Annotated in this window: 14 protein-coding genes; 6 read left to right on the top strand and 8 right to left on the bottom strand. The window is 29.8% G+C overall.

From position 1 onward, the window contains the following. Window position 1 precedes the first annotated feature (1 nt). From WPG_RS11620 to WPG_RS11630, 3 genes are read right to left on the bottom strand one after another with little or no spacing between them, the layout of a single operon-like run. Window positions 2–1,387, bottom strand: coding sequence for a DUF4153 domain-containing protein (locus tag WPG_RS11620; protein ID WP_045472765.1), 1,386 nt, complete (start codon window positions 1,385–1,387; stop codon window positions 2–4). 54 nt (window positions 1,388–1,441) lie between these two features. After that, window positions 1,442–1,735, bottom strand: a complete 294-nt coding sequence (locus tag WPG_RS11625) for a winged helix-turn-helix domain-containing protein (protein ID WP_045472768.1) — start codon at window positions 1,733–1,735, stop codon at window positions 1,442–1,444. Between the two features lie 43 nt (window positions 1,736–1,778). After that, on the bottom strand, window positions 1,779–2,390 hold the full coding sequence (locus WPG_RS11630) for a hypothetical protein (RefSeq protein WP_045472771.1): 612 nt from the start codon (window positions 2,388–2,390) through the stop codon (window positions 1,779–1,781). 108 nt (window positions 2,391–2,498) lie between these two features. Between WPG_RS11630 and WPG_RS11635 the strand changes: the two genes are divergently transcribed. Next, the gene (locus WPG_RS11635) at window positions 2,499–2,861 is read left to right on the top strand and encodes a hypothetical protein (protein ID WP_045472774.1); all 363 of its coding nucleotides are present in this window, start codon (window positions 2,499–2,501) and stop codon (window positions 2,859–2,861) included. 5 nt (window positions 2,862–2,866) lie between these two features. Beyond that, a complete protein-coding gene (locus tag WPG_RS11640) occupies window positions 2,867–3,253 on the top strand; it encodes a DUF1801 domain-containing protein (protein ID WP_045472777.1) in 387 nt (128 codons plus the stop codon). Here WPG_RS11640 and kdsA read toward each other — a convergent pair. The 3 genes from kdsA to WPG_RS11655 form a co-directional block, all read right to left on the bottom strand. Continuing rightward, a complete protein-coding gene (gene kdsA / locus WPG_RS11645; RefSeq protein WP_045472779.1) occupies window positions 3,243–4,055 on the bottom strand; it encodes a 3-deoxy-8-phosphooctulonate synthase in 813 nt (270 codons plus the stop codon). The genes WPG_RS11640 and kdsA overlap by 11 nt on opposite strands. A gap of 94 nt (window positions 4,056–4,149) precedes the next feature. Further along, window positions 4,150–4,689, bottom strand: a complete 540-nt coding sequence (locus tag WPG_RS11650; protein WP_045472782.1) for a hypothetical protein — start codon at window positions 4,687–4,689, stop codon at window positions 4,150–4,152. A gap of 39 nt (window positions 4,690–4,728) precedes the next feature. Continuing rightward, the gene (locus tag WPG_RS11655; RefSeq protein WP_045472785.1) at window positions 4,729–5,088 is read right to left on the bottom strand and encodes a hypothetical protein; all 360 of its coding nucleotides are present in this window, start codon (window positions 5,086–5,088) and stop codon (window positions 4,729–4,731) included. Between the two features lie 192 nt (window positions 5,089–5,280). Here WPG_RS11655 and typA point away from each other — a divergent pair, with 192 nt between their 5' ends. From typA to WPG_RS11675, 4 genes are all read left to right on the top strand, one after another. Continuing rightward, complete coding sequence (gene typA / locus WPG_RS11660; RefSeq protein ID WP_045472788.1) at window positions 5,281–7,080, top strand: translational GTPase TypA; 1,800 nt, start codon at window positions 5,281–5,283, stop codon at window positions 7,078–7,080. Between the two features lie 115 nt (window positions 7,081–7,195). Then, window positions 7,196–7,405: a hypothetical protein gene (locus WPG_RS11665; RefSeq protein ID WP_045472791.1), complete on the top strand. Its 210-nt coding sequence runs from the start codon at window positions 7,196–7,198 to the stop codon at window positions 7,403–7,405. Beyond that, entirely contained in the window at window positions 7,395–8,774 is a 1,380-nt protein-coding gene (locus WPG_RS11670; RefSeq protein ID WP_045472794.1) for a hypothetical protein, read from the top strand. The genes WPG_RS11665 and WPG_RS11670 overlap by 11 nt, the downstream gene beginning before the upstream one ends. A gap of 59 nt (window positions 8,775–8,833) precedes the next feature. Further along, on the top strand, window positions 8,834–10,264 hold the full coding sequence (locus WPG_RS11675) for a sulfatase-like hydrolase/transferase (protein ID WP_171817179.1): 1,431 nt from the start codon (window positions 8,834–8,836) through the stop codon (window positions 10,262–10,264). On the opposite strand, the gene WPG_RS11680 is transcribed toward WPG_RS11675, so the two are convergent. After that, window positions 10,261–11,418, bottom strand: coding sequence for a glycosyltransferase family 2 protein (locus WPG_RS11680; protein ID WP_045472800.1), 1,158 nt, complete (start codon window positions 11,416–11,418; stop codon window positions 10,261–10,263). The genes WPG_RS11675 and WPG_RS11680 overlap by 4 nt on opposite strands. Beyond that, window positions 11,408–12,709, bottom strand: coding sequence for a hypothetical protein (locus WPG_RS11685; RefSeq protein WP_045472803.1), 1,302 nt, complete (start codon window positions 12,707–12,709; stop codon window positions 11,408–11,410). The genes WPG_RS11680 and WPG_RS11685 overlap by 11 nt, the downstream gene beginning before the upstream one ends. Window positions 12,710–12,767: the final 58 nt, after the last annotated feature.

Consider the following 12,767-nt stretch of genomic DNA (forward strand, 5'->3'; position numbering starts at 1 on the left):
CCTATTTTATTTCAAGTTTTAAATTATCATACTGTAATTCTTGCCATGAGTTAGTTCTTAATTCATAGACGTATTTATTATACTTTTTATTTATTTCTCTTATTGAATCTTTACCTAAGTCTTTTTTTATGACTTGCTCTTTTAATAAAAATGTATTGTTATTAGATAAATTAATGAGATACTTAAAGTCCATAGACTTAGCATAATTGAAATTGTAATTGGTAATATGATAATCCCAATTCACAGTGCTTGATATAATAAGCACTATAAAAGCAGCTTTAGTATTGAGTCTTATTAAATACCAGATGTTTTTTACCTGATCAATCTTTAGAAGTGTAGTGATAAGACCAGTAATGGCTAGAGTAAGGTAGACTAGAACTCCAATACGCTTGTATGTAAGCCCAAAGTAATATATGTATTGACCATTTTTAGTTGCAATGCTAAGAATTAAAATGATATTTAAAATGATCCAAGTAAAGGCTAATCGTTTTAATGTTTTGTTCTCTTTGTAAAAATTAATATCTCCTCTAAATACATAAAGTAGAATTATAATGGCTATTACTATAGAAGCAATTAATGCATCAATACCACTGTGTACTTGCTCTGAAAAAACAGAGCCTCGAATTTCTTCATTAGTTACAATAAACGTAATATCTGTAATTAAGAATAGTATGATTAAAGCATTTAATAGCGAAATAAGTATAACACCTAACTGGTTCTCTTTTTTTAGGTTAGGGATTGAAAAGCTATCAGTTTTACTTAATGAATTTCCTGTTTTTAGATCAATAGAAGTTGCTGGTTCAACTTCGACAGGTTTATGAATGTTAGAAAATAAATAATAGCCTAAGCCAGCAAATAATAACCACTGAATATTAATAAAACCTAAATCGATCTTATCAATGATATTGCTAAATAATGGATTTCCATTTTGATACAAAGCAATAAATATGATAACGATTATTGCAGGAATGAAAATGATTTTAAACAAATGAAGATAATCTACATCTTTTTTTGGCTCTACTTTTTGGGTAGTTTCATTGATTGAAAAGTTACGATGAAATAAACCTGCTATAGTGGTATATAATCCATTAAGCCAATTGATGAAAATTGATGATTTGTGTTCAGATAACAAGCCTATCAATGTAAAGAAAGCTACAAAATTGGCAATAACCGCAACTAAAGAATCATGAAAGAAAACTGACAAACCTGTAATAAGGTATAAACTAGAATAGAGTATGGTTTGTTTGTTCTTAAAATGATCTCTGTTGTTAGCAACAAGAACAACTAGTGTGATGATACTAAATAGAAATAGATTTAGCCCAATACTTTTGCCATAAAACAATGTGCTAAATAAAAATGCTCCGATAAATAATAATAGTTTTTTCATAATGTGTATATTAAAAGTACTTTGTATTTCAAAGTAAAAGATTAAAAAAAATGTTTACGTTTTCTTAATTAATTTTTCAAGGGCTTCGATATGTTTTCTAAATTCTGCTTTTCCAAGTTTTGTGACACTGTATCTAGTGTTTGGTTTTCGTCCTATAAATTGTTTTTCTACTAGTATGTATTCTGATTTTTCTAATGCCTTTGTATGGCTTGCTAGGTTTCCATCAGTAGCTCCTAAAAGCTCTTTTAGCATATTAAAATCCGCATATTCGTTTACCATAAGAATGGACATAATGCCTAGTCTAATTCTGTGATCAAATAGTTTATTTATGTTAGTAATTATACTCAAATCAAAATTTTAATTCAAAGTTACTGAAAACTGTTACTGTCAACTATTTCGTATCATATTTAAAATGCATCCAAGCACCATAAACAATATGCATAATTCCAAAACCTATCACCCAAAGCCAAAAACCATAGCCAGGATAATAGCTTGCTATTAAACCTAAAACAATTTGAATATATCCTAAATATTTTATGTCTCCTAAACTGTATTTTGAAGCGCTAACTAATGCTAAACCATAAAAAATTAACATTAAACCACCAGTTTGGCCATATCTTCCATGACTTAAAATGATTGTGCAATAAATACCACCAACAGTTAAAGGCACTAAAAAGTTAAATAAGAGTCGTTTTGATGAATTATCCCAAATCTTTTCGCCATTCTTTTTTGCTTTTTGTGTTGTAAGTAACATGCCAGTGACGGCACTTAACAATGCTATCATTAGAAGAATAGCCATACAAGTCCAAAATACCCAACCATGAAAAATATATAGCTTACCATCACTATGTGTATCAACCAACCAGAATGCAATAGCAGCACCAATTAAAGCATAGATACCTGCTAGTACACCAGATAAACCACTCAATGAAATAAAACGAGATGATTTATTCATTAAATTTTTGATCTCGCTGATGTCTTTTAAATAATCTTCGTTGCTCATAATAAAAAGTACTTTGAAATACAAAGTAAATGAATTTATTTCAATACAGCAAAACTATTTTAGAAGATAATAACTAAATTTATCACTTAAGAACAAAAAAATTAAATTATGATAGTATTACTTTTAACAATTGCGAATTTAGCAGGTGGTTTGTTACTAGGATTAGCAACACTAGATAAATGGGATGGTGAACGCAATTTCTTTAATAAAATTGCTGGTATTTTAACTCCTTTTCAAACTGTGATTGGTGGAGCATTGGTTATACTAAGTTTAATTAGAATTATAGGAGGGCATAATTGGTCATTTAACTTTACAAGTCTTGTTGGAGGTATTTTATTATTAACACATGTATTTGGTAAAGTACCTGCGTTAGAAAGTAGTTTACGAAAATTGTCAGATAAATTGATGCCTTTTAAAGCTATAATCGGAATTGCATTATTGGTTATTGGCATACTAAATCTTATTAATTAAAAGAGTTGAACCCTGCCGAAGCCTATATACTAAAACAGCCAGAACCTTATAAATCTATTTTACTTCAACTTCAGGCAATTGTAGAAGCCGTTGCTCCAGATTCTGAATTATTATACAAATGGCGAATTCCGTTTTATTACTGTAATGGTATTCCGTTATGCTTTCTAAATCAATCAAAAGATTATGTCGACTTGGCATTTTGGCATTTTGATAAAATGGATCAGTTTACTGAACATTTTACTGATGCTAAAAGAAAATCAATACGATCACTACGTTATAAATCTGTAGAGGATATAAAGGACGAGGTTGTAGTATATGTTTTAGAAAAACAATTAGAAATAAATACTAATCCCTTTAAGCTGATTTTAAAACCTAAAAAGCCTAGAACTTAGAAACTAACGATCTAATCGCCACTAAATTAGTCAACAAACCCTCCAGTTTATCTAAATGTAGCATATTAGCACCATCACTTTTTGCGTTGGCAGGATCAAAGTGGGTTTCAATAAATAAACCATCTACATTATTTACAACACCAGCTCTTGCAATAGTTTCGATCATATCTGGTCGTCCACCTGTAACACCAGCACTTTGGTTAGGTTGTTGTAAAGAATGTGTAACATCTAAAACCGTAGGAGCATATGCTCTCATCGTAGGAATACCTCTAAAATCTACAATCATATCTTGGTACCCAAACATAGTGCCTCTATCAGTAATCCAAGCATTTTCATTACCTGCATCTTTAACTTTTTGTACAGCATGTTTCATTGCTTCAGGACTCATAAATTGTCCCTTCTTAAGATTTACTACTTTTCCTGTTTTGGCAGCAGCAACAACTAAATCGGTTTGGCGAACTAGAAATGCTGGAATCTGTAATACATCTACATATTCTGCAGCCATTGCAGCATCAGAAGCTTCGTGTATGTCAGTAACTGTTGGAACGTCAAAAGTTTCAGAAACTTTTCTTAGAATTTTTAAGGCTTTTTCATTTCCAATTCCTGTAAAACTATCAATTCTACTGCGATTAGCTTTTTTAAAACTACCTTTAAAAACGTAAGGAATATTTAGTTTATCAGTTATTGTAACTACGCTTTCAGCAATTCGCATTGCCATATCTTCACCTTCAATGGCACAAGGACCACAAAGTAAAAAGAAATTATCAGAATCGGTGTGTTTTAATTTTGGTATGCTATTCATAACTTAATAATTCTTTACAGTTAACAATCATACTTAAAATTATGATGCTATGTGCTAGTTTAAATCTTCTTTTTAAAAATATTTAGAAACTATTTTAATTTGTTAAAATATATTCAACATTTATTATTTCAAAAACATCAGATGCAATGCCAACATCTAAAGAGCTTTCTTGGTCATAAGTTAAGATACAACTAGAATTCGCTAGAATTTCATAACAAGGGATACTTGCATTATCTGAATAAACAGCAGAAAATTGAAGACCTTCAGTCATTACTGTTAATCTAGGAACACCGTTTACATCAAAATTACTGTGATTATTTAGTTGAATTTCAAACTGAAGTCTTGTTGTATTATTACCTGTATCAGATTGATAATTAAAACTTAATATTTGATAAGTAAAATTTTCTAGAATAGGAGCTTCGATAATTTCTGGTTCTGATGGTTCTGGGAAGTCACAAGGTACTTCTTGTTCTATTTCGTTAGTGTAACTTTGATTACCAACAAAATAAGTCTGAGGTATTGTAATTGTTTTTATACACTCATCATCAGAAGGACAACTACATAATATAAGTAGTATCGATAAGTAAAAAAATACTTGTAGTTTCTTATAATTTATATTAGGTAATACAATCAAAGCTTATGGCTTAAATATTTAAGACGCAAAGATAACATTTTAAAACTCTTCTTTAATACTATTTCTAACCATCCACAGCGACATTACAAAGTTACCAATGACAAGCAAACCTCCATAGAGCAAGAAACGTTTAGAAGATTCTGTCCAGTTAACAATATCAAATAAATCTGATAAATAGGCGAGAATTAAATAAGAAGAGAGACAAACAAAAATAATACCCAAAGAGAAATTTAATTTTTGACTTGGTTTAATAAGTTGCCATAAAAAAGGAATACCAAATAATAAAATTGGGTAAGCAGAAATGCCATCACTTTTCTTAATATCTGTAAACCAATATGTGATTATAGATAGAAAATATAGATAAGGAATAAACTTTGATAATTTACTAATAGTCTTCATCCGCTTTTGTTTTAGGGTTTATAAGCAAATAACCCAATTAGCGGTTTGGTTTTAGAATAGGCTTCTTTGCTATTAATCAACTATTTAACGTAAGATACGAACTCAAATTGTCAGAAAATTAAATTATAACATATAATTAACGAAGTGACCATAAATAGATGTACCTTTGCAGGCTTAAAATCAGCACTCATTATGGCTAATATTAAAAATATTGCAATCATTGCACACGTAGATCACGGAAAGACAACATTAGTAGATAAAATTATGTATCACTGTCAGTTATTTCGTGAAAATGAAAACACAGGTGATCTTATTCTAGATAACAATGATTTAGAACGTGAAAGAGGAATTACAATTACCTCTAAAAATGTTTCAGTAGTATATAGAGATACAAAAATAAATATAATTGATACTCCTGGTCACGCCGATTTTGGCGGTGAAGTAGAGCGTGTATTAAATATGGCGGATGGTGTTTTGCTATTAGTTGATGCTTTTGAAGGACCTATGCCACAAACCCGATTTGTTTTGCAGAAAGCAATAGACTTAGGTTTAAAACCTTGTGTGGTTATTAATAAAGTTGACAAAGAAAATTGTACTCCAGATGAAGTGCATGAGAAAGTTTTCGATTTAATGTTTGAGCTTGGAGCAGAAGAATGGCAATTAGATTTTCCTACAGCTTATGGTTCAGCAAAGCATAATTGGATGAGCGAGGATTGGGAAAAGCCAACCGATAATATAGAGCCATTATTAGATATGGTGATTGAACATATACCAGAACCAAAGATTGAAGAAGGAACAACTCAAATGTTAATTACATCCTTAGATTTTTCTTCTTTTACAGGTCGAATTGCTATTGGTCGTTTAACACGTGGTAATTTGAAAGTAAATCAGCAAATATCTTTGGTAAAAAGAGATGGTTCTATAGTGAAGAGCAAGATTAAAGAATTACATACGTTTGAAGGATTAGGCCGTAAGAAAGTTGAAAGTGTGCAAGCAGGTGATATTTGTGCAATAGTTGGGTTAGAAGGTTTTGAGATTGGTGACACTGTTGCTGATATCGAAAACCCTGAAGGTTTAAAAACCATCGCTATAGATGAGCCAACGATGAGTATGTTATTTACTATTAACGATTCGCCTTTCTTTGGTAAAGACGGTAAATATGTGACTTCTCGTCATATTAAAGATAGATTAACTAAAGAACTAGAAAAGAACTTAGCGCTTAGAGTTGAAGAAACTGATAGTGCAGATAAGTTTATGGTTTTTGGTCGTGGAGTATTACACTTATCGGTTTTAATTGAGACGATGCGTCGTGAAGGTTATGAATTACAAATAGGACAACCACAAGTAATCATTAAAGAAATTGATGGTGTTAAATGTGAACCTTTTGAAGAAATGACGATCGATTTACCAGAGCATGTTTCTGGAAAAGCTATTGAAATGGTAACGATGCGTAAAGGAGATATGTTAAGCATGGAAGCCAAAGGGGAGCGTATGGTTTGCGAATTTTTAGTACCATCTCGAGGTATTATTGGGTTAAGAAATCAACTATTAACAGCTACTGCTGGTGAGGCTATCATGGCTCACCGTTTTAAAGAATATTTACCAATGAAAGGTGGAATTCCGGAACGTCAAAATGGATCGTTAGTATCTATGGAAAACGGTAGCGCTATACCTTATTCTATCGATAAGCTACAAGATAGAGGTAAGTTTTTTGTAGATCCAGGTGAAGACATTTATGAAGGGCAGGTGATTGGAGAAAATTCTCGTGGTGATGATATGACAGTGAATGTTACTAAAACTAAAAAGTTAAGTAACGTACGTTCTTCAGGTGCAGATGATAAAGCTAAGATTGTACCTGCAATTAAATTTTCTTTGGAAGAAGCTTTAGAATATATTCAAAAAGACGAATATGTTGAGGTAACTCCTAACCATTTAAGATTGCGTAAAATTTTCTTGAAAGAAGTTGAGCGTAAGCGTAATAAGCATATCTAAAGATTAGATAGATAATTATAAGTTTAAGAGAGAAATATGTAAAAGTATTTCTCTTTTTTTATTCTATCAAGAGTGATAACGATTACTAATTTTTTATATTTACCAAAACACCATTATGATAAGTCTTTATTTTGATCCAGGTTTAGGTGCCATGATAATTCAAACCATCATTGCAGCAGTTGCTGGGGTCATTCTGTTTTCTAAAAATCTAATTTATAAAATCAAGGTTTTTTTAGGCATTACTAAGTCCAATAAAGATGATGTTTTTGATGACATTGATATTAATGACTCGGATATAGAAAATAATAAATCTAGTGAACGTTAAAGACGCACATTCTTCATCATTCAGAGATCCTTCAGGTTACATATTTGTTGAAAATAATGAGATAAAAAGACTTATTACTCCAATTTATTTTGAGCAGTATGAAGCTTTAAATTCTTCAGGTTTTTTTGGTAATTTAATTAAGAATAATCTTTTGGTTACACATCAAGAGCTATCAAAAACTGATGAACAGATTGTTATTAAACCAGAGAAAATTCCATTTTTCACATATCCCTATGAGTGGAGTTTCAATATGTATAAGGAAGCGGCATTGCTGACTTTAAAAATTCAAAAGTATAGCATAGAGCATGGATTTTCATTAAAGGATGCTTCGGCTTTTAATATTACTTTCCATAAAGGCAAAGCAATTTTTATAGATACTTTGTCTTTTGACTTTTATAAAGAGAATACACCTTGGCGAGCATACAAACAATTTATAACTCATTTTCTTGGACCTTTAGTTTTAGCACATTTTCACGGAGCACAACAGCTTAAATTAATGAGCAATTTTATTGATGGAATTCCTGTAAAAATGATGAGCTCTTTGTTGCCATTTAAGACCAAATTAAGTCCTATATTGTATTCAAATGTTCACCTTTTAGCTAAGTTGGAGGATAAACATAATGAGGATTATAATGGTGAAGCTAAAGAAGCTTCATTGTCTAAAAAGGGTCAACTTAATATCATAAAAAGCTTGTATGATTATATAAAAAAGTTAGAGTTAAAGGAACATTCTGAATGGGGGAATTATTATGATAAAATCAATTATACAGACAAAGCATTTATAGAAAAATCTAATATTATTAATCAATGGGTTATTGATTTAAATGCTAAAACTCTTATAGATATTGGTGGAAATGATGGCACATTTGTGAGAAAGCTAAAAAGCGAAAAGGAACTCACTTTAGTTTGCGATATAGATAATAATGCAGTGGATTATAATCATAGAACAATGAAACAAAATAAAGAAGATCACATGCTTCCTTTTGTACTCGATGTTTTAAATCCCTCTCCTGCAATTGGCTTGAATAATAAGGAGCGTGATTCGTTTATAGACCGTGTAAAAAGTCTTAATTTAGATGTAACTCTTGCTTTAGCCGTAATACATCATATGTCTTTATCAGGTAATGTTCCGTTTAGTGAATCTGCTAAATTTTTCAGTTCATTTTCTAAGCATTTAATTATTGAGTTTCCAAAGCGAGAGGATTCTTGGGTACAACGAATACTAAAGTCAAAAGGTGAGTTCGAAGACTATTTTAATTTTTATAATCTTGAGACTTTTGAAGCTAATTATATCCAATATTTTGACATCCTTCAAAAGAAACCTATTGAGAATTCTGAACGTGTAATGTACTTGTTAAAGAGAAAATGATTGCTAGATTCAGAAATTTTGTTCTAAACTATTTGAATAGCGATAAGCTATTTCCAACTGTGATCGCAATAGGGTCTGGTTTATATCCATTACTTTATCGCTATTCTAGAAACTTTTCTTTAGTTAATTCAGTATCACATTTATTGTTTTTTCTTACCGTTTTTATCGCTATACCCATCATTGTATTTAATATAAGTCATTGGTTGCTAAAGAAGTTAAAATTAGATAGATTCAGTCTAGGTGTTTTAGCATTATTTAATGTGTTTTTGTTTTTATTTTTTATAAAAACAATTCATTATTTTGGGTTACATCCGAAGAAAACAGTGCTAGTGATTGTACTAGCTATTCTATTTTCAGTTTTTTTAAAAAAGCATTTAAAAAAAATAGTAATTCTTCAATATATATTAGCATTCATAGGTATATTAAATTTAGGATATATTATATATGAGACTTTTAAAATTTCGGATACTTGGCAGCAGCAGCCAGATACTATTGTTGAAGCTAATTTTAAGAAAAAACCTAACGTTTATTTTATTGAACCAGATGGATATGTTAATTTCTCTGAGATAGATAAAGGCTATTACAATTTCGATAACTCAAGTTTTAAATCGTTCTTAGATGAAAATAAGTTTACAACCTATCCCAATTTTAGAAGTAATTATTCAACAACCTTATCATCGAATTCATCTGTATTTATGATGAAGCATCATTTTTATAATAATAAGGTGACTTCATTTGAAATGTTTAATGCTCGAGATATGATTGTCTCCGAAAATCCTATTTTGAATATTTTTAAGAACAATGGTTATAAAACTTACTTTTTAACAGAGACTCGTTATTTACTATTTAATAGACCTCAAATGGGTTTTGATTATTGTAATATAGATTATGCAGATATTCCGTATTTAAATATTGGGATTACTGAACCTCAAGCTATTAATGCTGAATTAAAGACAGCAATAGATAGGCAGACTAATGCACCTAAGTTTTTCTTTTTGCAAATTTTGAAACCATGGCATATTGGTGTGAGAGCATCTAAAACGAGCAACAAAGAAATCGAAAAACAAAAATGGTTAGAAAGCCTTGATGAAGCTAATAGAAAACTAACAGAAGTAATTAAGGTCATTAAACAGAAAGATCCAGATGCACTTATATTGATAATGTCTGACCATGGAGGTTTTGTAGGTATGGATTATGGTGATCAAAGTGAAGAAAAATCGCAAGACAGGGATTTTATATATTCTATATTTAGTAGTCAACTTGCAATTCATTGGCCTCATAATGAAAAGCCAATGTTTAATGATAAATTTAAATCTTCTGTCAATACTTTCCGATTATTATTTTCTTACTTGTCTGAAGATGAAACCTTTTTAAAAAACCTACAGCCTGATGAAAGTTATATGGTATTAAGAAAAGGTACAGAACCTGGGGTATATAAGTATATAGGCCAAAATGGTGAAATTACTTTTGAAAAGTATTTAGAAAATTAATTTTTCTGTTTTAATCCAAGCACACTGAAAAATAAGCTAAATAAAATTGTTTGAACTCCAAGCTGAATAGCAGTTATTGCAGGTATAATTAATCTTAATGTAGTATTTGTATTTAAATCTCCAAAGTTGCTTGCTTTCCAAGTTGAAAGCCCTTTGTAACTTAAGAACAAGCCTAAAAAAAGTATTATAAAACCTATGATTAACCCTTTTTCAAGATTTATAAATTTAAAGAGTTTATTATAACGATTAGATTTAGGTAGTAATTCATTTTCGACTGCAAATATTTTTGTTAATCCATAAAAAATAATAAACTGAAAACCTACTAGTAAGAATGCAGAAGTATATAAAAGAGTGTGCACATCTAGGGTGAAATTTTCAAATTCAATTGGATTTATTACAAGTAATATAGAAAGTATAAGCCCTAAAAGAGCTAGTAAAATTCCAGGATAAAGAAATAGCCAATTTGGTGCATAAAGCATTAAAAAACGTAAATGTCTCCAGCCATCCCTCCATGTATTAAGGTGTGGAGGTCTTGTTCTACCGTCTTTATGTAATTTAGTAGGTACTTCAGTTATAGATAAATTAATCAGCTTAGACTTTACAACCATTTCTGATGCAAACTCCATTCCTGTAGTTTTTAGATTCATTTTATTATATGCTGCTTTAGAGAACCCTCTTAATCCACAGTGAAAATCACCAATATTAACTTTAAAAAATAATCGCCCAATAAATGATAATACAGGATTCCCTAAATATTTATGCAGAAATGGCATAGCACCTTTTTCTAAACCACCTTTAAAACGATTTCCCATCACTAAGTCATGTCCATTTCTTAATTCTTTAAGATATGGCATGAGGTTAGTGAAATCGTAACTATCATCGGCATCTCCCATGATAATGTATTTACCTTTTGCTTCATCAATTCCCGCTTTGAGTGCACTGCCGTATCCTTTTTGTTTAATATTAATTACTCTCGCATTATGAGATTTAGCTATAGCAATTGAGTCATCTATACTTCCATTATCTGCAATAACAACTTCTCCATTAATTTTATTTTCTATTAAAAACCGCTTTGCTTTTGTAATACAAATTGCTATAGTTTCTGCTTCATTTAAGCACGGCATTACTATAGAAAGTTCCAGATTAAAGTTCACGCTTAAATAGTTTAATGGTTGAAATGAAAATTAAAAATAATAAGGCGTAATTATAAAACAAATAGCGCATAATAGAGTGACTAGCAAAAGCAACTAACATAGCATTAGATAATACTAGACTAGATAATAAAAATAACAACGCATATTTTTTTTGATATGAAAAGATAGTTTTTATAAAGCTAAAAATCATAATGAATATGATAAAAAATAAAACAACAGGAGAATAGAATCCGAAACTAATATTTTTATAATATAGAGGGATCCACTTATTAAAATTATTAGATATTAAAGTAATTGTGATGTCTTTACATGCAGCTTCAATATCAAAATAAGCTCTAGCTACATCATACTTATAATTGTTAGAAGTTGGATTTTTAGCTTGTAAATATGCTTTGCCAGAAGCATGAACAGTTTGATTACATATCATAGGTAAGTTGGTGTGAAAAAAACGATAAGCATCTTCAGTAGAGGTGTTAGAGTTTAATAACAAACCTTTTTTATCTAATTCTTCAATACATAAGTTAAAAATAGCTTTATTGTTTTTATTTTTAATGAGTAAACTATCAGAAGCATTTGCAATATAGAATTGAATAGTAGAAGCATTAACAAAACTAAAAGGTGTGGGTTTGAAAATACCATCTTTTAACTTATGATATGTACGTTCACCCAAACTGATTATTATTGGAATACATATAAAAATAATAATGTTGATACAGTGTTTTTTCTTTAAAATTGTTTTTCTATAAATTAAAAAATAAACCGCTGCAAATATTAAAGTGGAAAACAAAAATTGACCTCGTACAAATATCATAGCTACATATACAATTGCAAAATATAAGATATTTTTAAATTTTTGATTAAAAAGAATATCTATACCAATTGAAATAAATAATAAGTATAATCCATAACTAAGACCTTCTGTACAGATGTTATTAGCAATACTTAAAGGTGAGAAAAAAGGTAATAATAAAATGACAATTAAGACTAGGCTTAATATTAGGTTTAAATCAAATAAAGATTGTGTTTTTTTATAAAAATAGTTTACGGATAGGAGGCTGAATAGTGTTTGAAATAAAACAATGGCTATATTGAAAAAGCTGCCAAAAATAAAGCTAAAAGCCTTTACAAAAATTACATAACCTAATTGTCTGTAAGGCATAGCTTTTAAATAATCGTAGGTGTCATATGAGTAAATGGCCTCATTAAATAAACAAAAAACAAACACAAAACCATAAACTATTAATAATAGAATATTTTGAGTGGTAACACGTTTTAATTTATTAATTATCATTACTTGTTGCAAGACGAAATATGATGTAAAAGTAAATCTAAATATTTTAACAGATATT

It is taken from the genome of Winogradskyella sp. PG-2, assembly GCF_000828715.1.
GTDB lineage: Bacteria > Bacteroidota > Bacteroidia > Flavobacteriales > Flavobacteriaceae > Winogradskyella.

Bases quoted from the DNA above. Each gene is read 5' to 3' on its own strand.
- WPG_RS11620 (WP_045472765.1), bottom strand. From the start codon at position 1,387: ATGAAAAAACTATTATTATTTATCGGAGCATTTTTATTTAGCACATTG.
- WPG_RS11630 (WP_045472771.1), bottom strand. From the start codon at position 2,390: ATGAGCAACGAAGATTATTTAAAAGACATCAGCGAGATCAAAAATTTA.
- WPG_RS11635 (WP_045472774.1), top strand. From the start codon at position 2,499: ATGATAGTATTACTTTTAACAATTGCGAATTTAGCAGGTGGTTTGTTA.
- kdsA (WP_045472779.1), bottom strand. From the start codon at position 4,055: ATGAATAGCATACCAAAATTAAAACACACCGATTCTGATAATTTCTTT.
- WPG_RS11655 (WP_045472785.1), bottom strand. From the start codon at position 5,088: ATGAAGACTATTAGTAAATTATCAAAGTTTATTCCTTATCTATATTTT.
- typA (WP_045472788.1), top strand. From the start codon at position 5,281: ATGGCTAATATTAAAAATATTGCAATCATTGCACACGTAGATCACGGA.
- WPG_RS11665 (WP_045472791.1), top strand. From the start codon at position 7,196: ATGATAAGTCTTTATTTTGATCCAGGTTTAGGTGCCATGATAATTCAA.
- WPG_RS11685 (WP_045472803.1), bottom strand. From the start codon at position 12,709: ATGATAATTAATAAATTAAAACGTGTTACCACTCAAAATATTCTATTA.